At 61.9% G+C, this 18,723-nt stretch carries 21 protein-coding genes; 6 read left to right on the top strand and 15 right to left on the bottom strand.

Going from position 1 to position 18,723, the window contains the following annotated elements:
* Nucleotides 1–13: 13 nt before the first annotated feature.
* The 4 genes from ABIE28_RS16605 to ABIE28_RS16590 form a co-directional block, all read right to left on the bottom strand.
* Complete coding sequence (locus tag ABIE28_RS16605) at nucleotides 14–766, bottom strand: helix-turn-helix transcriptional regulator (protein ID WP_354064839.1); 753 nt, start codon at nucleotides 764–766, stop codon at nucleotides 14–16.
* Between the two features lie 69 nt (nucleotides 767–835).
* On the bottom strand, nucleotides 836–1,492 hold the full coding sequence (locus tag ABIE28_RS16600; RefSeq protein ID WP_354064837.1) for an RraA family protein: 657 nt from the start codon (nucleotides 1,490–1,492) through the stop codon (nucleotides 836–838).
* Nucleotides 1,493–1,525: 33 nt separating this feature from the next.
* Nucleotides 1,526–2,368 carry a carbon-nitrogen hydrolase family protein gene (locus tag ABIE28_RS16595; protein ID WP_354064835.1) on the bottom strand — a complete coding sequence of 281 codons (843 nt, stop codon included), beginning with the start codon at nucleotides 2,366–2,368 and terminating at the stop codon, nucleotides 1,526–1,528.
* A gap of 12 nt (nucleotides 2,369–2,380) precedes the next feature.
* Nucleotides 2,381–3,277 carry a proline iminopeptidase-family hydrolase gene (locus ABIE28_RS16590; protein WP_354064833.1) on the bottom strand — a complete coding sequence of 299 codons (897 nt, stop codon included), beginning with the start codon at nucleotides 3,275–3,277 and terminating at the stop codon, nucleotides 2,381–2,383.
* Between the two features lie 132 nt (nucleotides 3,278–3,409).
* On the opposite strand from ABIE28_RS16590, the gene ABIE28_RS16585 reads away from it, so the two are divergent.
* On the top strand, nucleotides 3,410–4,177 hold the full coding sequence (locus tag ABIE28_RS16585) for an HpcH/HpaI aldolase family protein (RefSeq protein WP_354064831.1): 768 nt from the start codon (nucleotides 3,410–3,412) through the stop codon (nucleotides 4,175–4,177).
* A gap of 72 nt (nucleotides 4,178–4,249) precedes the next feature.
* Here the strand turns inward: ABIE28_RS16585 and ABIE28_RS16580 are convergent, their stop codons facing one another.
* The 6 genes from ABIE28_RS16580 to ABIE28_RS16555 form a co-directional block, all read right to left on the bottom strand.
* Nucleotides 4,250–4,864 (bottom strand): NAD(P)H-dependent oxidoreductase, encoded by a 615-nt coding sequence (locus ABIE28_RS16580; protein ID WP_354064829.1) that lies wholly within the window; start codon nucleotides 4,862–4,864, stop codon nucleotides 4,250–4,252.
* Between the two features lie 75 nt (nucleotides 4,865–4,939).
* Nucleotides 4,940–5,827 (bottom strand): hypothetical protein, encoded by an 888-nt coding sequence (locus ABIE28_RS16575; protein ID WP_354064827.1) that lies wholly within the window; start codon nucleotides 5,825–5,827, stop codon nucleotides 4,940–4,942.
* Entirely contained in the window at nucleotides 5,824–6,735 is a 912-nt protein-coding gene (locus tag ABIE28_RS16570) for an ABC transporter ATP-binding protein (protein WP_354064825.1), read from the bottom strand. The genes ABIE28_RS16575 and ABIE28_RS16570 overlap by 4 nt, the downstream gene beginning before the upstream one ends.
* Nucleotides 6,728–7,102, bottom strand: a complete 375-nt coding sequence (locus tag ABIE28_RS16565) for a GntR family transcriptional regulator (protein ID WP_354064824.1) — start codon at nucleotides 7,100–7,102, stop codon at nucleotides 6,728–6,730. The genes ABIE28_RS16570 and ABIE28_RS16565 overlap by 8 nt, the downstream gene beginning before the upstream one ends.
* Before the next feature lie 74 nt (nucleotides 7,103–7,176).
* Entirely contained in the window at nucleotides 7,177–8,844 is a 1,668-nt protein-coding gene (locus ABIE28_RS16560; RefSeq protein ID WP_354064822.1) for a TadG family pilus assembly protein, read from the bottom strand.
* Nucleotides 8,841–9,266, bottom strand: a complete 426-nt coding sequence (locus tag ABIE28_RS16555; protein ID WP_354064820.1) for a TadE/TadG family type IV pilus assembly protein — start codon at nucleotides 9,264–9,266, stop codon at nucleotides 8,841–8,843. Before ABIE28_RS16555 ends, ABIE28_RS16560 begins: the two co-directional genes overlap by 4 nt.
* Before the next feature lie 195 nt (nucleotides 9,267–9,461).
* On the opposite strand from ABIE28_RS16555, the gene ABIE28_RS16550 reads away from it, so the two are divergent.
* Entirely contained in the window at nucleotides 9,462–10,247 is a 786-nt protein-coding gene (locus ABIE28_RS16550) for a siderophore ferric iron reductase (protein WP_354064818.1), read from the top strand.
* On the opposite strand, the gene ABIE28_RS16545 is transcribed toward ABIE28_RS16550, so the two are convergent.
* Nucleotides 10,244–10,822: an SH3 domain-containing protein gene (locus ABIE28_RS16545; protein ID WP_354064816.1), complete on the bottom strand. Its 579-nt coding sequence runs from the start codon at nucleotides 10,820–10,822 to the stop codon at nucleotides 10,244–10,246. The genes ABIE28_RS16550 and ABIE28_RS16545 overlap by 4 nt on opposite strands.
* Nucleotides 10,823–10,927: 105 nt before the next feature.
* Here ABIE28_RS16545 and ABIE28_RS16540 point away from each other — a divergent pair, with 105 nt between their 5' ends.
* The 4 genes from ABIE28_RS16540 to truB all read left to right on the top strand — a co-directional run bounded on the left by ABIE28_RS16540 (nucleotide 10,928) and on the right by truB (nucleotide 14,128).
* A complete protein-coding gene (locus ABIE28_RS16540; protein ID WP_502913400.1) occupies nucleotides 10,928–11,941 on the top strand; it encodes a 2-hydroxyacid dehydrogenase in 1,014 nt (337 codons plus the stop codon).
* A 169-nt stretch (nucleotides 11,942–12,110) separates the two neighbouring features.
* Nucleotides 12,111–12,785 carry a hypothetical protein gene (locus ABIE28_RS16535; protein WP_354064814.1) on the top strand — a complete coding sequence of 225 codons (675 nt, stop codon included), beginning with the start codon at nucleotides 12,111–12,113 and terminating at the stop codon, nucleotides 12,783–12,785.
* A 33-nt stretch (nucleotides 12,786–12,818) separates the two neighbouring features.
* Nucleotides 12,819–13,226 carry a 30S ribosome-binding factor RbfA gene (gene rbfA, locus ABIE28_RS16530; protein ID WP_354064812.1) on the top strand — a complete coding sequence of 136 codons (408 nt, stop codon included), beginning with the start codon at nucleotides 12,819–12,821 and terminating at the stop codon, nucleotides 13,224–13,226.
* The gene (gene truB, locus ABIE28_RS16525) at nucleotides 13,223–14,128 is read left to right on the top strand and encodes a tRNA pseudouridine(55) synthase TruB (protein WP_354064810.1); all 906 of its coding nucleotides are present in this window, start codon (nucleotides 13,223–13,225) and stop codon (nucleotides 14,126–14,128) included. Before rbfA ends, truB begins: the two co-directional genes overlap by 4 nt.
* 337 nt (nucleotides 14,129–14,465) lie before the next feature.
* Here truB and ABIE28_RS16520 read toward each other — a convergent pair whose 3' ends face one another.
* From ABIE28_RS16520 to ABIE28_RS16505, 4 genes are all read right to left on the bottom strand, one after another.
* Nucleotides 14,466–15,350, bottom strand: coding sequence for a 6TM ABC transporter family protein (locus ABIE28_RS16520; protein ID WP_354064809.1), 885 nt, complete (start codon nucleotides 15,348–15,350; stop codon nucleotides 14,466–14,468).
* 301 nt (nucleotides 15,351–15,651) lie between these two features.
* A complete protein-coding gene (locus ABIE28_RS16515; RefSeq protein WP_354064807.1) occupies nucleotides 15,652–16,626 on the bottom strand; it encodes an ABC transporter substrate-binding protein in 975 nt (324 codons plus the stop codon).
* Between the two features lie 20 nt (nucleotides 16,627–16,646).
* A complete protein-coding gene (locus tag ABIE28_RS16510) occupies nucleotides 16,647–17,747 on the bottom strand; it encodes an ABC transporter permease (protein ID WP_354064805.1) in 1,101 nt (366 codons plus the stop codon).
* Nucleotides 17,744–18,610, bottom strand: coding sequence for an ABC transporter permease (locus ABIE28_RS16505; RefSeq protein WP_502913399.1), 867 nt, complete (start codon nucleotides 18,608–18,610; stop codon nucleotides 17,744–17,746). The genes ABIE28_RS16510 and ABIE28_RS16505 overlap by 4 nt, the downstream gene beginning before the upstream one ends.
* Between the last annotated feature and the right edge of the window lie 113 nt (nucleotides 18,611–18,723).

The following is an 18,723-nucleotide window of genomic DNA, read 5'->3' as shown; positions in this document are numbered from 1 at the left end:
TTACAGGTTCGTCTCAGTGCAGCATGCCGTAATGGGCGGCCCGGGCAATCGCCTGTGCCCGGTTGCGCGCGCCCAGCTTACGCATGGCCGATTGCAAATGCATGACAACCGTCGAAATCGAGCGATCGAGCGCATGGGCGACCTGCTTGTCCGACAGGCCATCGGCGCAAAGCTGGATGCATTCGCGCTCGCGCGGCGTCAGGCGCACGGCGGTGGTCGATTGCAGTTCCGCATCGACCTTGCGGATCAGCCGGTCGTGCAGGCCATGGGCAAACAGCATGAATTCGGCGAGCATCGAATTGCGCAGTGCCTGTTCGCTCGGGCGTTGCCGCCAGATGCCGCTCACCGTCGCGCTGCCGCGACCCGGCAGATGCACCGGCACGGTAATGCCCCGCGCCAGCTTGCAGTCGCGCAGGTAGTCGGCAACCGCGCCCTGTGCTGCGTCGGTCAGGGCCGAGTGTTCTTCAAAATGATATGACCAGTAAACCGGCTGCACCGAACCCAGCGCCATGCGCTGTACCGGGTCGCGCTGATAGAGCCCCTGGGCGCACCACAGCGCCGCCATATCCTCGGGCATATTGCGGGCGCCAAACACCGATGGGGTAATGATGTCGCCGCTGGGGGTGAAGGGCACCGGCGCATAATCATAGATCAGCGCATCTATGCCAAAGCGACCGACCTCGCCCATGGCGCGGTCCAGGCTCGCCTCGAAATCATCGCTCTCGCTCGGGGCGAGAGCGTCCGTCATCGTGACACCAGGGATCATCAAATACTCCATCGACTGCCCACCGGACGGTCAAATGAAGCATATGCTCATATCCTGTGCAGCTTCAACTTAACTTTGCTCGACCATCTTGGTGGCGCCGGAAATGTCGGCCAGCCGCTCGCCGGCGCGCAGTCGTGCCAGCACGCGCAACTCATTGTCCTGCATGGCCAAAGCCTGATCGACGAGACCTTCGAGGCGGTCGGGGCTGATGACAACGACACCCGATTCATCGGCAAAAATGCCATCACCCGGCAACACTGTCTGTCCGCCAATGCTGACCGGAACGTTGATCGCGCCACCCAGACCGAGGAATTTTGTGGTCTTGGACGACACGCCGCGCGCCCAGACGGGCATGGCGTTGGCGCGGATTTCATTGAGGTCGGTGGCCCGCCCATCAATGATGGCGCCGGCAACGCCGCACAACTTGGCCGCATTGGTCACGACGCCACCCCAGCAGGCGTGGCTATCGTCGCCTGAACGATCGATCACCAGCACATCGCCGGGCCGCACCATGGTCAGGGCATAGTGCAAGGTGGCGGAGTCGGCGCCGGGAATGCGCACGGTAAAGGCCGTTCCGGCAATACGCGCGCCCGGCAGAAGCGGCGCCACCGCCGGATCGACGAAGCCCGAGTGGAGCACATGACCAAGCGTTGCCGTCTCGACCTGCAACATGCGCTCGATCAACGCCGGATCGAGCTGGGGGGCAGGTTTGTTGATCTCGTACATGGTTCAATCTCGTCCGGGAGAGGGGTTGCTGGTTCAGTTGCCGACGACAACCACGCGTGGCGCCGCGATCTGGCGGCGCTGCGACTGGGTCGGCAGGCGCGAGCGGGTGCGCTCCACCTCGGCCAGATCGATATCGGCACTGATAATGCCCACATCATCGGCAGCGGCGGCCAGCACTTCGCCAAAGGGCGAAATGATCATCGAGTGACCATAGACACGCACACCGTCGCGCGTGCCGCACTGTGCGGCGGCAATCACATAGCATCCCGTCTCGATGGCGCGCGCCTTGAGCAGCGCTTCCCAATGCGGTGGGCCGGTAACGGTCGAAAACGACGCCGGGATCATCAGCACATTGGCACCGGCCAGCGCGAGGGCGTCGAATAGATAGGAGAAGCGAATATCATAGCAGATCGACAGCCCCAGCCGGAACTCGCCGAGATCGGCAACCACCGCCCCGCTACCGGGCGCAACGGCCAGCGACTCGTTGAAATCGGCGCCATTGCCCAGCGCCACATCGAAGGTGTGCAGCTTGTCATAGGTTGCGGCGACCGTGCCGTCGGGCGCAATGAGATAGGTGCGGTTCCAGACGCGATCGCCATCTTCCTGCTTCACCAGCAGCGAGCCCGCATGCAGCCAGATGCTGTGCTTTGCCGCCAGCGCTTTGCACAGAGCCAGCGTCGTATCCTGGCCTTCCGGCACGCAGGTGCTCGGATAATTGCGATTGTCCTTGAGCAGGATATTGGCCGCTTCCGGCAGGCTGACCAGCTGCGCGCCATCCGCGACAGCTGCCTCGACCAGCTCACTGATCTGGCGATTATTGGCCGCAACATCGGCCGTGGTGCACAGCTGCACACAGGTGAAATGCCATTTTTTCATGGTGGGGCTTTCTCAGTCGTGTTGGTCGAGGAAGGCGGCGACGTTCTGCATGCAAAGCGTGCGCTCTTCGACATGGGGCATATGGCTGGAGTTTTCAAATATAGTCCAACGCGCGCCGGCAATGCGGTTGGCATAGTCCTCGACCGTGCGCGGCGTAGCCTCATCATAGCGCCCTGAAAGCACCAGCGTTGGCGCTTGCACAAGGTGCAGCCGATCAATGATCTGCCAGTCCTTCATCGAGCCGATGACGTGAAATTCGGTTGGCCCATTCATCGTGTGATAGACTGTTGGATCTTCATCGATATAGGCGAATGTGCGCCGTACTTCATCCGGCCATGGGTCCATCCGGCACACATGGCGCAGATAAAACTCCCGCGTCGCTGCCTGATATTCGGGATGGGCATAATCGCCCGTCGCCTCATGACGCTCCAGCGCGTCCTGCACGGATTGAGGCAGGTCAGCGCGCAGGCGCAGGCCTTCTTCGACCCACAGTTTCATCGAGGTCGGCGAATTGGCAATCACGAGGCTATTGAGCGCAGCCGGACGCCGCACCGCGAGCTCCGAGCCCAGCATGCCGCCCCACGATTGTCCCAGAATATTGTAGCGCTCGGCAATGCCCAGCGTCGTCACCAGCGCGTCCAGTTCAGCGAGGAACAGCTCAACAGTCCAGAACGCGGCCGGCGCATCGGGAAGGTGAGTCGAACGGCCATTGCCAAGCTGGTCGTAGTGGATGACGGCGCGTCCGGTCTCGGCGATGTCGGCATAGCTCGAGACATAGTCATGCGTGCAACCCGGCCCGCCATGCAGCACCACCAGCGGCACTTTACCCGAATGGATGTCCCCCGTGATCCGGTACCAGGTCTGGTAGGTTCCAAAGGGGGCATGCCCTTCAAGCGTCGCAGATTGCACCGTACTTCTCACCACTTGCCACAAACTGCAGCCATGCTCGCACGCGAAGCGATGAGCCCTCCATCTGGAAGAAATTGCAGGGTGCGACGCGGCCCGTCGCGCCGCAATTTGGCTGCTACCAAGGAGGCCGCCATGCGCCAGAGCCAGCCAAGCCTGAAGGCTCGCCTTTCGGCAGGGGAGACAATTCTCGCCGCGTTTTTGTTTCTGCCATCGCCGGATGTGGCCGAGATCATGGCGCTGGCGGGCTTTGGCGCGCTGATCGTCGACCGCGAACATATCGCCGCCGATATGGAAAGCGCGCTGCACCAATTGCGCGCCATCCGCTCGGTGTCAGACGTGCCCGTTCTGGTGCGCGTGCGCGATCATGGCGAAGGCAGCATCAAGCCACTGCTCGACGCCGGTTTTGACGGCATCGTCGCCGCCAATGTGCAAAGCGCCGAAGCCGCCCGCCAACTGGTCGCCAATTGCCACTATCCGCCACTCGGCCGACGCGGCGCGCATTACACCGTCTCCCGCGCTGCCCGCTACGGCATGGATGCCCAAACCTATCCGCAGCAAGCCGCCGATACCCTTGTCATCGCCATGATCGAGTCCGCCAATGGCGTCGCCGCCATCGAAGACATCGCTGCCGTGGATGGCATCGACATGCTCTTTTTGGGGCCTCTCGACCTCGCGGGAGACTTCGGCAGCTTCGGCGATCTGGGCCATAAAGACCTTCTTGCAACGCTCGACGCTGCCGCCGCGCGCATCAAGGCCACAGGCACACACCTCGGCGGCGCCCTCGTCCCCACCATGCCCATCGCGCAGGCAAAATCCGCCGGCTACCGCCTGATCACCGCCCAAAGCGACATCGGCCTGCTCCGCACCGGCGCGGCGAGTTTTCTAGCCGGGCAGGCATAGCGCCAGCCTAAAACCGCGAGGCCCGATGGGAACGGTAGCCGCTTAGGGTGTGCCTTCGCTGGCATGATCCGCTTATCGGATCACCGTGACGTAGGGTGCTTTTGGCCTTGTTGCTGCAAGACTCTTGCGGATGCGCTTGGCAAAACTTTCCACTGTGTCGGGCGCAACATTTTCGGCGGCATGGAGCGACAGCATGGTGAAGCGCGCCTGCGGGGCGCAGGCCCCGAGCAGGGCGGTCTTGAGCACCCGTTTGACCGGTTGGCGCATGGCAAGGCGGTCGATCCACCAGGGCGAGCCCAGCGTGGTCACGACGAGACAGGTTTTGAGATTGGTCAGTAACGGCCGGATCGGCGTTCCGGGTTCATAGGCAAATTTGGGCGCCCAAACGCGATCAAACCAGCCCTTGAGAATGGCCGGCAGCGAAAACCACCAGGTGGGGAAGACCAGCACCAGCGTATCGGCCGCCGCCAGCCGCGCCTGCAGTGCCGCGACATCGGGCTCTGGCGCGGGGGTGCTGTAATGCAAGCGCCGTTCGTCCGCAGTGAGCACCGGCGAGAAGCCTTCGGCGTAGAGATCGAGCACGTCCACTGTCGCACCGCGGGCGCGCAGCGCGTCAATCGCCACGTGGGCCAGATGGGCGCAAAGACTATCCTTGAGTGGATGGGCGAGAACGACGAGAGCCCGCAAAATAGTCTCCAAACCAAACAAAATCGCCGCGTCAGGGGTGACGCGGCGACACGATTGCCGGGAATGTTGGCCGGGTCAATTGTCGTTGACGCGGCGACGATATTCGCTGGCGAGATAGAGCACGGCGATGCCGAACACGATCCCGATGCCAATCTGCGTCCAGTCCATATGGCCGATCAGGTCACTGGCAAAAGCCACGCTGCTGAACGCCTGGTCGGATGTGAACCAGTGTTCGAGATAGGGCGTTTCGGGCAGCGCGCCGCGATATTCGATGAAGCGCCAGGTATTGGTGGCGAAGGGATGAAGGCCCCCCAGCGTCACCCATTCGAGCGTTGAAACAATCGCCGGCACCAGCAGCGACACCGGAATCGCCCAGCGGCCGATGACCGTGGCCATTGCGCCGACCAGCGCCATGAACGGCAAATACCACAGCAACCCGGCAGCCAGCACGACCAGAAGGCTCAGCGCCACCTGTCCGTAAATGCCGGCAATGGTGCCGAGCATCGTCATGCTGCCGGTGCCGTTGATCAGCATGGTGATGAAGGCCACGCCAAACAGCAGCACGCCGCTGAGCAGCGCCACGCCATAAACGACACCGGGCAGGATGGTCAGCGCTGCCGCCAGTTTGCTGAGCAGCATTTTGAAATCGCTGACCGGCATGGACTTCCAGAACAGCATGGCATTGTTGCGCTTGTCGGCGGCAAAGCCATCGGCGCAATAAAAGAACAGGGCCGAAATCAGATAGAGCGACCAGCCCAGCCCGAAGCCCAAAAAACCCACTTCAAACACGCGCAGCGGCGCGACGGTGAAGATCTGTCCCGAAAAGCGCGCATCGACGCGCCCCACGGTGAAGGCCAGAATGGTCGCGCCAAACAGGATGCCGACAAGGATCAGCGGTCCGAGCAGGAACGCACCGCGATGTTCGATCAGTTCGCGGTGGACGAGAGCGGTGAAAGCCTTCATCGGGCGGTCTCCGGATTGGCGGTTGGCCGCTGCATCAGCGCGACGAAAAGGTCGGACAGGGTTGGGGTCGAAACCCGCCCAAAGGGTTCGAGCACAGCGCGGTCGACACCGTCAAAGATCATCACGGTCTGGCCGAACCGGGTTTCTTCAAACACCGGCTTGAGCGCGCGCGCCGCATCATGCTGGGCCGGATCGTTGACCACGAGCTGGCTGAACTTGTCGTTCACCGTCTCCATCTGCATGTGCAGGATCAGGTCGCCATCGCGGATGAACATGATGTCGCTGAGCATGAACTCGATCTCGTCCACCTGATGGGTGGTGATGAGCAGCGTCCGCTCCTCGGTCATGTAGTCTTCCAGCAGCCGGCGGTAGAAGCGCTTGCGATAGGTGATGTCGAGGCCAAGCGTGGGCTCGTCGAGCACCAGCAGCTTGGCATCAATCGCCATCACCACGGCCAAATGGAGCTGCGCCACCATGCCCTTGGACAGTTGCTTGACCTTCATCTCCGGCTTGATGTCGGTGCCTTCAAGAAAGCTGTGCGCCTTTTGCGGGCTGAATTTGGGGTGGATATTGGTCAGCAGCGCAAACAGCTCGCGCACCCGCAGGAAGCGCGGCAGGCTGGCGACGTCGGAAATGAAGGCGACGTTTTCCATCAGCTTGGCGCGCTTGGCGAAGGGGTCTTCGCCCAGCACGCGAATGGTGCCCTGGCAACTGGTGAGGCCCAGCATGGCATTGAGCGTGGTGGTTTTGCCGGCGCCATTGTGGCCGATAAGGCCATAGATGCGGCCGGGCGGAATGTCGAAATCGAGCCCATGCAGGATTTCCTTGCCGCCGAATTTCTTGCGCAACCCGCGCGCCGAAACAATGGGCTCAACAACAGTCGGTGCCGAATTGGAAAGGTCAGTCATTGCTCTGCCCCTGAATGGCGGGTGAAGTGGTGAGAAGCGTCGGCAGATCGAGATCGAGCGCCTTGATCTGGGCCATGATGCGCGGCCAGTCTTCCTTCAGAAATTTGTCGCGTTCATGGGCGAGCAGCTCGGCCCGCGCTCCGGTCTTGACGAACATCCCTAGCCCTCTGCGTTTTTCGACCACGCCAACATCGACCAGCGCATCGAACGCCTTGGTGACGGTGAGTGGATTGACGGAAAGATCGGCGGCGATCTGGCGGACCGAAGGCAGTGCTTCGCCCTCCTGCACCATGCCGCGCAGGATCATCTCGGTCAGCCGCTGCCGGATCTGCACGAAGATCGGCTGGCTGCTGTGAAAGTCATCCATGTGTTATGCCTGTGTAGTGTGCTAGTTTTGTAGCACACTAATATTGACTGTCAAGCGGGATGCTGTGCGGTGGGTTAGCCGACAAGAACGGGACTGGTGCAGCGCACGCCATAGACCCGCACATCGACCTCGCCGATCGAGAGGCCCAGCGCTTCCAGTACACGCGCAATGGTCAGGTCAAGCACTGGCGCAATGGGGCTGAGAATGGCCTTGAGCAGCACGCGGAGGCTCGTGAGATTCAGCCCCAGCCCAAGGATCGGCACTTCGAGCGTCAGATTGTCGAGCAGCGAACCGGTAAGCGAGCTGACCACCGTGCTGGTGCGTGCTGTCTTGATCGCGTTGGCGGCGATGTCGCTTGAGGAAAAGCTCAGCGGCACCGGCGTCGTCTGGGCGATTTCGACCATCGCCGAGGCGAGCACTTTGAGCACGGTGATAAACAGCACCTTGACCTCGACCAGCGTGGCAATGCCGACCTTGGGCGGGGTATTGAATGCGCCGAAACTGCCCGGTGTGACTTCGCCCACCATGACGCGCACGACGCCGGGACGCGCGAGTATTGTCGCGCTGCCAGATGGTGCCGAACGCGTCGGGCAGGTGGCTGCGCCGACAATGGCCTCGGCATGCGCCATTTCCAGAAACAGCGGCAGATTGACCGGAATACCGAGCAGGGCGCCGCTGCCGAGCACGCTGGCCTCGATACGCAACCGCAGCTGCGCCGTGCGCACCACGGTGCCGTTCGGCCCGATGGCATACCACGCGCCCCCTTGCGGTGGCTCGCCAATCGCCAGTTCCACATCGGCCCCGATCAGCCCCGGCACACTTGCCCCGATGGCGAGGTCCACCTGGCGATTGCCATTGCTCAGGGCCGCGCTGGCGCTCAGCATTTCAATCGCCGAAATCTTGGTGAACAAGTCTTCGCCTGTGCGCGAGCCGATGCTCAGTTTGCCAAGCGCACCGAGGTTGAACAGCTTGTTGAGGGGCAGCGTGCCGTTGTTCCCCGCTGACCCCGCCAACTTGTTGAGGGCCGTGCGCTCGGCGCCGGTGACCAGCGTCGCCAGTGCGCCAGCAAGAACACCGTGGTCGGCCCGCATGTTGAGCAGGTCATCATAAGTGCCCGCCGTGACGCCCAGTTTGAGCGCCAGAGCATCGAGAAACCGGAACGCGTCGACATTGACGTTGAGGAGGGACTGATAGTCCATCACTGTCAGGCCGACCTTGGTGCCGAGCAGCTTGTTGAGCACCACATTGGCAATGCCGCCATTGAGGTTTGCCAGCCGCGAACCGATGGAAAACGACACCTGCGGCGTGACGCTGGCAATCGCCACGGTGCTGATCTTGGGCTGCGGTGCCCAGCCGCGCGCAAAATACAGCTGCCCCGGCCGCTCGTAGTAGACCGAAACGGCATTGATCGGCGTCTTGTTGGGCTTGAAGCGATCTTTCGCGGCCAGGGCCGGATTGGCGTCGTAATTGCCGGTAACGACTGTCAGTCCGGTGGTCGATCCGACCGACAACAACCCCGCATCAACCAGCGATTCCTGCGCCAGAGCCTTGGCCTGCGTCGCATTGCCGGCCGCCGACAGCGCCGCCAGATCGACGCCGTTCTGCATCGACCGCCGCTCGTTGTAAAGCGCTGCGCCATCAACCGCGATGGCGGCCACCATGGCCGATACCGAAAAGCCCATGGCAAACAGCACGGCGATATTGGCGCCCCGGTCATCCCAGAACCGCCGCAACAGCCTCATATCCCGCCCCGCCTGATGGTTGAGCTATAGGTGATTGTCTGGCTGGGCAGCGGCAGCGGTGGATAGAGGTTCCAGATCGGCAATTGCGATGCGTCATAGACCAGCGTCACGCGATAGAGGTCCGAATCGCCCGGCTTGTCGCCGATGGTGACTTTGAGCCGGGAGGGGTCGATCAGTGCATAGCTGCCGGCATTGTCCGCCAGAAATGCCCCGACCAATCGATTGCGCTCGGCGGTGTTGAGCCCGGCAATTGCGGTGCGGGCGGCGTCGGCCGACAGTTGTTGCAAGGAGTGGGCGGCGCCAAAATAGATGCCGTAGGCCAGCATCCCGGTCAGCATCAGCAGAAAGACCGGCGTCAGGATCGCAAATTCTATGGCCGCCGTCCCGCGTGTATCGCGGAGCCAACCAAACAGGATGCGCATATGAATATGTTCCTAGAACTATTCAAGATGTTTGAGACGCTGTGGTCAACACTGCGCTCGATAAGTTAACGATCGGTATTTGGGGATATAAGTAAGAAGCTTATATTCCTACTTACGTCCGGTGATTGTGCTTCGTCCGTTGGCCCGGACCTTTGACGTCTTCCCACCACGGGCGCACAGCGTTAGAACCGGCCCATGGCCCGCTCCTACCTTTTCGCTCAAGACGATGCCGACGCCGCGACGACGCGCCTGATCGCGACCGCCGCCCGCGTCACCGGCTTCATGAAGGGCGAACCCGGCGCCGCCCGCGATGGCTGGTATCAGCCCGGCGGCGACAACAGCCTGTTCTTGAGCCAGCTGCATGCAGCCCTCGCCGCAACCTATCCCGCCGCCGGCCCGGCCTTTTACGCCGTCCGTCTGTGGACCAATCTGCTGTGGCAACCGGCCTATCTGTCGGTCATTTCAGCCCATATCCATGGCGGCGTGCCGGACCTCACACGCCTCAGTCAGCAACGGCGCGGCATCTATATTGATGGCTATCGCCTCGTCCCCGGCCAGCAAAGCACAGGCCCGGTCGAGACCCTGATCGACACTGTAGCCGCCCAGCTCAAAACGCTGGCCGCAGCGATGCTCGAAGAGGTCAATGCCGAGGTCAAACTCAAGCCGCTCCCGGCCAAGCGCCTGTTTGCCGACCGCATGCTGAGCCTCATGGTCTGGCTCAGCCAGCGCCGCCGCGATCTGCCATCTGAAATGATTGAAGCTTATACCGGCCAGTGGCTCGCCGCGCTCGGCCTCACCGGGCAGGGCTCTCTGGAGCCGGTCGAGGCACCGGGCGGACGGCGCCTGCTCATCGTCAAGCGCAAGGGATGTTGCCTAGATTACCTGATCGACCCGGATCGCTTCTGCTCAACCTGCCCCAAGCAGGACAACGCGGTCCGCATCGCCCGCCAGACCGCCAACGCGCTGGCGGAGCTGGATTAGTCGAACACTTCATCGGGGTAGACACCCCAAAGCTCTTCCTGATGCAGGTAGCCCGAATAGGTGGTGGATCGCTGGTTGGGGTCCTGGCTGGCCGCGTTGACCTCGCACCAGGTGCCATCACATTCCTTGACCGTAACTTTAAGCCCCGGCCCGAGCCGCGCGCGCACCCCGGCTTCGTCGGACTGACTGGAACGCAGCACGATTTCGCCATTCCCCACCAGCGGCGCAACATAGCCGACGCGCGTGCCGGTGAGCAGGTTCTGGTGAATCCAGCCCTCATCGCCATCCACGTCGCGAATCTTGCGCCAGGTGTCGAACTCCTGGATGATTTCCACCGGAATTCCCGCCTTGAGGAAGGTCCAGGCGATTTCGTAGCGCTGGCCGGGGCCGACGCGCACATTGATCGGATCAGACCGCGTGCTGGCAAAGCGCGGCAGCGGCAGACCACTGGGATTGTTGGCCTGCGCGAAAACCGGACCGGTCAATAGCGTGATGAAAACCAGCAGCCAGGCCAGCTGAGGGCATGCAAATTTGAGGGGACGGCCGGTGCCGCTGGGCTTGGTCTCTTCAAACATGACTTTGCAGATTAAATGGAATTGCCCTATCAGTAGCCAATGTTCCTTAATGGGCGCTGAAGCTTGGTGATTTCCACAAGTTTGGCACCACCAGTCCCGGACCTGATGAGCAGCCAAAAACCAAACATACTGGTCACCCGACGCTTGCCCGAGACCATCGAGGCGCGCATGGCGACGCTCTTTGAGACGCACGTCAACCAAGACGATGTGACTTTGACCAGTGATGACATCGTCGAGGGGCTCGAGGGCAAAGAAGTGCTGGTCTGTTCCATCACCGACCAGATTGACGCCGATCTCATTGCCCGCCTGCCCAAAAGCGTCCGGCTGATCGCCCAGTTTGGCAATGGGATCGACAATATCGATGTCGAGGCGGCCTGGGCCGCAGGCCTGACGGTCACCAATACCCCCAGCGTTCTGACCGAAGACACCGCCGATATGGCGATGGTCCTGATGCTGGCTCTGCCCCGGCGCCTGGTCGAGGGCACCCAGATGCTGCTGCGCGACCGGGTCTGGCCCGGCTGGTCACCCACCTCGATGCTTGGACATCGCCTGCGCGGCAAAAATCTGGGCATTGTCGGCATGGGCCGCATCGGCACTGCCGTTGCCCAGCGCGCCAAGGCCTTTGGCCTTAATATCCATTATTTCTCGCGCAATCGTCGCCCGCCCGCCATCGAGACGCCGCTCGGCGCCACCTATTGGGATGACCTCGATGCCATGCTTGAGGCGGTCGATATCGTCTCGCTGCACACGCCGCACACCCGCGAAACCTTCCACATCCTTTCTGCCGAACGCCTGCAGCGCATGAAGGCAGGCAGTTTCGTGGTCAATGTCAGCCGCCCCGAACTGGTCGATGAAGCCGCTTTGGTCGACCAGATCGAAGCAGGGCATTTAAGCGGCGCTGCACTCGATGTGTTCGAGAACCGCCGTGGCATCAACCCGCGCCTCTTGGCGCTGGCCGATACCAGCAAAGTGGTTCTCACCGCCCATATGGCTTCGGCCACGCTCGAAGCGCGCGTTGAAATGGGCGAGACGGTCATCGTCAATATTCGCGCCTTCATGGATGGCCATCCGCCGCCGCATCGCGTGCTGCCCGATTCCGCACACAACCTGCGCACCTGACGCCCCCAAGTGTTGCGCTAAATCCCCGCTGCCCCCGCCATCGCCGCAATCGCTCCCGCGAGGGGTTGCGAGAAGGACTTAATCCCCCCTAAGCCTCCGCCCAGGCTGTGCTGCTCGTTGGGGGCTCCGATCAGGCACACACATCGATTGGGTGAGGAGTTCCTCCGGCATGGTTTTGTCCCGCACGCAGATATTGGCCGGCTTCGTTGTCGGCACCATGCTGTCGACTAGCGTCGCGCAGGCTCAGGTCATTTCCGAAGCGCCAATCGCCGAGGAAGGCCAGTCGCTGGTGCTCTCGGCCAATGGCCATGCGCTCAAAATGCCGCTGCCCGATTGGCTGTCCGCCGATCAGCTAAGCGCGGGCAATGTCTGGCCGCTGGTGGATTCCACCTATCGCTCCGACGACAGCCAGGCCCTGCTCGAAATCTATCCCAAGGGCGAAAGCGAAGCGCTGTGGAAGACGCTTTATGGCGCGCGCATCACCTATACCGACGCCCGCACGCTGACTGCCTACCGCAATGTGGTTATGGCTGGCTATGCCCAGACCTGTAAGCCCGAACTCACCGGCTTCTTCCAGCTCGGCGCCGATCAGGGCGACCGGCTCGCTCCGCTCGGCTTTGCCTGTGGCGCCTATCTCGACCGGCTGACCGGCTTTGCCGGCATGGGCGAGATCATGGTGATGAGCTTCACCAAGACCGAAAATGGCGTCGCCATCGTCTATCAGGAATGGCGCGGTCCGGCCTTCAATCCATCCGATGCAGCCTCCTGGCCGGTGCCCACCAGTGTGGTGCAGGCGCGCGCCACCCAGCTGCAGGCTGACGCAACCGTGACTGTCGCCAATTGACGGCAGCGCGGTGAGGGCCTAATTGGCCACGCCATGAGCAAAGATAACAAGCCAATAGGTCCAAGCCAGCGCATGCTGCGCGTCGGCGAACTGGTGCGCCACGCATTGGCCGCCATGTTTGCGCGTGGCGAAGTGGATGACGATGCGCTGCGTGGCGCCGTCGTCACCGTGCCCGAAGTGCGTATGACGCCCGACCTCAAGATCGCCAATGCCTACATCATGCCGCTGGGTGGCCTGCATGCCGAGGAAATCGTTGCGGCCCTCAACCGGCACCGCAAGTTTATCCGCGGCCGCGTCGCGCCCCAGATCAACATGAAGTTCGCACCCGAAATGCGCTTCTATGTCGACGACACGTTCGAGGAGGCCGGCCGCATCGATGCGCTGCTGCGCTCCGACAAGGTGCAGAAAGATCTCGACGACGAAGACGGCGAAACCCATTGAGCCAGCAGCCCAAGCGGATCAAGCGCGCCATCTCCGGATGGGTCGTGCTCAACAAGCCCTATGACATGACGTCCACCCAGGCGGTGGGCAAGGTGCGGTGGCTGTTTGGGGCCATGAAGGCCGGCCATGCCGGCACGCTCGATCCCCTCGCCACCGGCATTCTGCCGATCGCGCTGGGCGAGGCGACCAAGGCAGTTCCCCAGGTGCAGGATGGCACCAAGATCTATCGCTTCGCCATCAAGTGGGGCAGTGCCACCACCACCGACGATGCCGAAGGCGAGGTCGTGGCGACTTCGGAAGTGCGCCCCGATCAGGCTGCGCTTGAAGCCGTGCTGCCGCAGTTCACCGGCACGATCATGCAGCGCCCGCCGATTTTCTCGGCGCTGAAGATCGACGGCGAACGCGCCTATGATCTGGCCCGCGCCGGCGAAGTGGTTGAACTGCAGCCACGCGAAATCGACGTCGACGCCATCACCCTGATCGAGCACGGCACCGAGCAATCAACGCTCGAAGTCACCTGCGGCAAGGGCACCTATGTCCGCTCGCTTGCCCGCGACATCGCCGAAGTGCTCGGTACCCGCGGCCACGTGAGCTTTCTGCACCGTGCCGCCGTCGGGCCGTTCCACGATGACGATGCGCTCACCATCGACCAGCTCGAAGCGCTGTCGCTCGAAGAACGCGATGCCTTGCTGAAGTCGGTGTCCTCGGGCTTCGCCGACCTCCCCGAAATCCGCCTCGACGCGCAACAGGCAACCGCCATCCGCCACGGCAACGCGATCCTGCTGACCGGCGCCGGTGCCCCGGTATCGCTCGACGAATGCTGGGTGAGCTTTAAGGGCGAAGTGCTGGCAACCGGCTGGGTAGAATTTGGCCAGTTCAAATGTCGGCGGGTGTTTAACTAGCTCGCACATCTCCCACCTATCCCTCAGTCGTCCACCCTCCCCCTTGCGGGGAGGGAAGCGAGATAGGGCTTAGCTTTAGCTAAGTCCGTGATCGAGCAGGGTGGGGGGGATCTCTCCGAGAGTGCGGTGCGTGCGACCCACCCCCTCCCTTGATCCCTCCCCTCAAGGGGGAGGATGTCGACTGGTAATGCGGTATCCCCTCAAAAAAAGAGCGGGACTTTCGTCCCGCTCCGTCTCTTCCTAGCGAAGGAAGAAGATGATGATGATGATCAGCCAGATCGGCACGCCGAGTAGCCAAAGTCCAATACCTCGAAGCATGTGATGTCCTTTCTGACTGTTAGAAGCGGCGGAAGACGCCGGTGAGCACAGTGTTTTCGTCGCGATGGTTGCCACCCTTCTGAGCGGCCCAGAAAGCGCCAATGGCCGAGACCAGCAGCGAGGCGGCGATCAGGAAGGCAGCGATGATGCCGGTATTGCGCGCAATGCGGGCAGCTTCGATGGCCTTCTGACGGGCAGCTTCAACATTGGTGATCACCTGATCGACGCGAGCCTGCGCTTCGTCTGGAGTGAGACCGGTATTGGCCGCTACGGCGTTGGCAAGATAGGTGCGGTCATCGGCAGCAACAGCGCCATCGCCAAGAGCGGCCTGGGCAAAGATGCGACCGGCTTCAGCACGGGCAACCGTTGCGTCGGTTGGCTGGTTCGAGCGGAACAGCGTGTCAACGAAGTAGGCGTTCGGGTCGACAGCATCGCCGGCAACATTGGATGCGGCGGTGGTGACGGTCGAAGCGGCCGAACCGACAGCATTTGCTGCAGCGCCAATACCGCCGACGGCAATCACGGCGCCGAGCAGGGCTGCACCGGCCCAGACCAGCAGGCCATGGGCGCCATCGCGCAGATCGCTTTCGTCTTCATTGGCGTCGAAATAGCGGCGACGCAGGCGGCCGGTCAGATAACCACCGGCCATGAAGCTCGACACCTGGACCCAGAGGAACCAGCTGGCGGCAGCAATGCCGATAAAGATCGGGTTGGCGCTCTTGCCATAACCGAAGTCGAGGAAGTTGAGGCCAACGGCGGAGCCAAAGCTGATCAGCACGAGGCTGATGGCCGAGGCCAACACGATGCCGGCAATGATGGCTGGCCAATCGACATATGATGACTGGTCGCGATTGGTGGCGGGGGTTTCGATGACGGCTACGCCCGCGGGCGCGTCAATGGTCATGGCTGTGGCTCCTGTGTTTGTGGTTGTCGCTGATGCCGCAGCGGCGGTCAGGCAAGACCGATGAACGACAGGATCGCCATGACGATAACGATGAGGCCGACGATGTAGATGATGGAGTTCATTTTAGAGCCCTCTTGTTGTGACGCAGATGTGTCCACAACCGAAAGCGCGGTGAATAGTTCCGACCATGCGCAAAATATGGGCAGATTGGGGCAGGGGCCGAACGTCCAAGTAAACCTGCGCCGCGACTACGAAAAAAGGCGGGGATCGCTCCCCGCCTCTCACTCATTATTTCGAATACTTACAGCCCGTCGGTGACGACAGTGGTGTAAGCCCCCTCTGGTTCGGCCTTGATGATCGACTGGTCGAGCAGGGCTTTGACGGTGCGCTCATAGGTAGCCATGTCGAGCTTGGCGTCGGCTGGATCGACCAGCTTGGCGACTTCACCGGTCATATAGAGCTGGTGCTCAAGGGTTGCGGCGCCGGTATCGTCCATGTCGACAACGATCTGTGCGGCTTCATCTGGATGTTCGGCAGCGTAGGCCCAGCCCTTCATCGACGCGCGAACAAAGCGCGTATAAGCGTCGACCTTGGCAGCATCCTTGAGCGAGTCTTCGAGCACATAGAGCCCGTCTTCAAGCAGGTCATTGCCCATTTCGGTATAGTTGAAAATGGTCAGGTTTTCCGGACCGTAACCGGCATCGAGCGCCTGGCCATATTCGTTATAGGTCATCACCGAAATGCAGTCGGCCTGGCCCTGGATCATCGGCTGAATGTCAAAGCTCTGCTGGAGAACGGTCACGCCGCCAGCCGACCCATCGGTGGCAATGCCTTCCTTGTTCATCCAGGCAAAGAACGGATATTCATTGCCAAAGAACCAGACGCCCAGCGTGTGGCCGGGGAAATCTTTGACGGTCTTGATCTCGTTTTCGACCGGACAGATCATCATCAGGCCGCTGCGCTTGAACGGCTGGGCGATATTGACCAGTGGCACGCCGCTTTCGCGTGCGGCCATGCCGGCTGCCATCCAGGTCACGATGATGTCGGCACCGCCGCCGGCGATCACCTGCTCAGGCGCAACGTTGGGGCCACCGGGCAGGATGGTCACGTCGAGGTTTTCCTCGTCATAAAACCCCTTGGACTCAGCGACGAGATAACCGGCGAACTGCGCCTGGGTCACCCATTTGAGCTGCAGTGTCAGCGCATCCGCCGCAAACGCGGGAGCGGCCGAAAGCGCCAGGGCGCTGACGAGCAAACCTCCGATATACTTTTTCATTTTCGTTCCCTTTTTCCCTGTTACGCCCGTCCACCACGGACAGACGGATGCCAAAAGGTGACGCCCCTCTCGATGAGGGCGATCACCCCGTAGAAGGCAGACCCCGCGACCGCTGCAACGGCGATCTCTGCCCAGACCAGATCGATGGCCAAACGGCCAACGCCTGTAGAAATTCGGAAGCCCATTCCCACGACGGGCGTCCCGAAGAATTCCGCTACGATTGCGCCGATCAAGGCCAGAGTCGAGTTGATCTTGAGGGCGTTGAATATGAAGGGGCCCGCAGCAGGAAGCCGTAACTTCATAAGGGTTTGCCAGTAACCGGCGGCATAGGTGCGCATCAGGTCGCGCTCGATAATGCTCGAGGCGTTGAGCCCCGCGACGGTGTTGACCAGCATGGGGAAGAACGTCATCGCGACAACGACAGCGGCCTTCGATTGCCAGTCAAAACCGAACCACATCACCATGATCGGCGCGATGCCGATAATGGGCAGCGCCGACATGAAATTGCCGATCGGCAAGAGCCCGGCTTTAAGGAATGGCGAGCGGTCGACAAGGATGGCGACGATCAACCCGGAGAGGCACCCGATGGCATAACCGGGCAGCACCGACTTGATGAAGGTCTGCACGAAATCGGCCCACAGGATCGGCGTCGAATTGACCAGTTGTGCGGCGATCATCGACGGCGCGGGCAGCAGCACCGGCGGAATATTGGCCCCGCGCGTCACCACTTCCCAGATCACCAGCAAGGCGGCCCCGAACACCACCGGGATCAGAAGCCCAAGCCCACCATTGTCGCTCAGGCGCGGCGCCAGCGTCTTGGACAGCCGCTCGACAAACAGCCAGGCAAACAGCCACGCCACGACCAATGCGATCCAGAAGAACGATGGCGTCGGGTCAAACACCCCGACGCTGGTCAGCAGCGCCACGGCACCCAGCAGCGCAAAAGCCCCATCGGCCCACAGCCCGAGCGGCACGTAAAACCGGATCAGCGACAGGAAGCCGAGCCCCAAAAACGCCTTGAGCAACAGCCCCTGTTCGAGCGGCGTCGCAAAGCTCAGGGCGAAGGCCGCAGCCGAAAGACCGCCGGCAACAAGAGCGAGAAAATACTGCAACTGGCTCATGCGCGTGCCCCCATGCGGGCATTGACCATGCGCTCGGCAAAGCCAACGATCATCACAAGGACTGCCGCCAGCGCTGCAGCAATAAACAGGGCCGCCCAGATCTGAATGGTCTGCCCGTTATAGGACCCCGTCAGCAGCCGCACGCCGAGGCCACCACCGGCCGCGTTGCTGAGTTCACTGACCACAGCCCCAATCAGCGAAATGGCAATGCCCACTTTCATTGAGGCAAACAGCATCGGCATGGCGGCAGGCCAGCGCAGCTTCCAGAACGTCTGCCAGCTGGTCGCGTCATAGGTGCGCATCAGGTCCAGCTGGATCGCCTCGGGCGAGCGCAGCCCCTTGACCATGCCGACAACGACCGGGAAGAAACTGAGATACATCGAGATCAGCGCTCGGGGCACGGTGCCGGTGACGCCAATCGAGCCCAGCCCCACCACCACCATTGGCGCAATCGCCAATATGGGAATGGTCTGGCTGGCAATAATCCACGGCATCAGCGAGCGATTGGCCGCTTCATTGTGGACGATTATGACCGCCAGCCCGACACCGAGCGCTGTGCCCAGCACAAAGCCCAGCAGCGTCGAAGATAGGGTGATCCAGCCATGATAGGCGAGCGAGCGTTTGGAGGTGATTTCCAGCGCCACCGTGGCATTCCAGATTTCGCCAACCACCTGATGCGGCGCCGGTAGCACCGGCCGATCCTGCGCCCAGGTCTGCATCGCAAATTCGGTAAACGGCACGTCGACCAGATTGGCCCGATCATTGAGCCGCGTCTGCCACGACGCATTCATGCCAATCGCCGCGGCATACCAGATGACCAGAATGGCAAGAAGAACCGTGAGAATGGGAAGCGTGCGGTTCATGAAACTCGCCCCACGCACGATCCGCCCCCTCGCCCCTGAGGGGAGAGGGTTGGGGTAAGGGATTCAGAGGTCGTTTGAGACGCGGTGCTCGCGCCACGCGCTGAACCCCTCAC

The organism is Devosia sp. 2618, from assembly GCF_040546815.1.
GTDB lineage: Bacteria > Pseudomonadota > Alphaproteobacteria > Rhizobiales > Devosiaceae > Devosia.
This window is presented reverse-complemented; position numbering and strand designations above follow the sequence as displayed.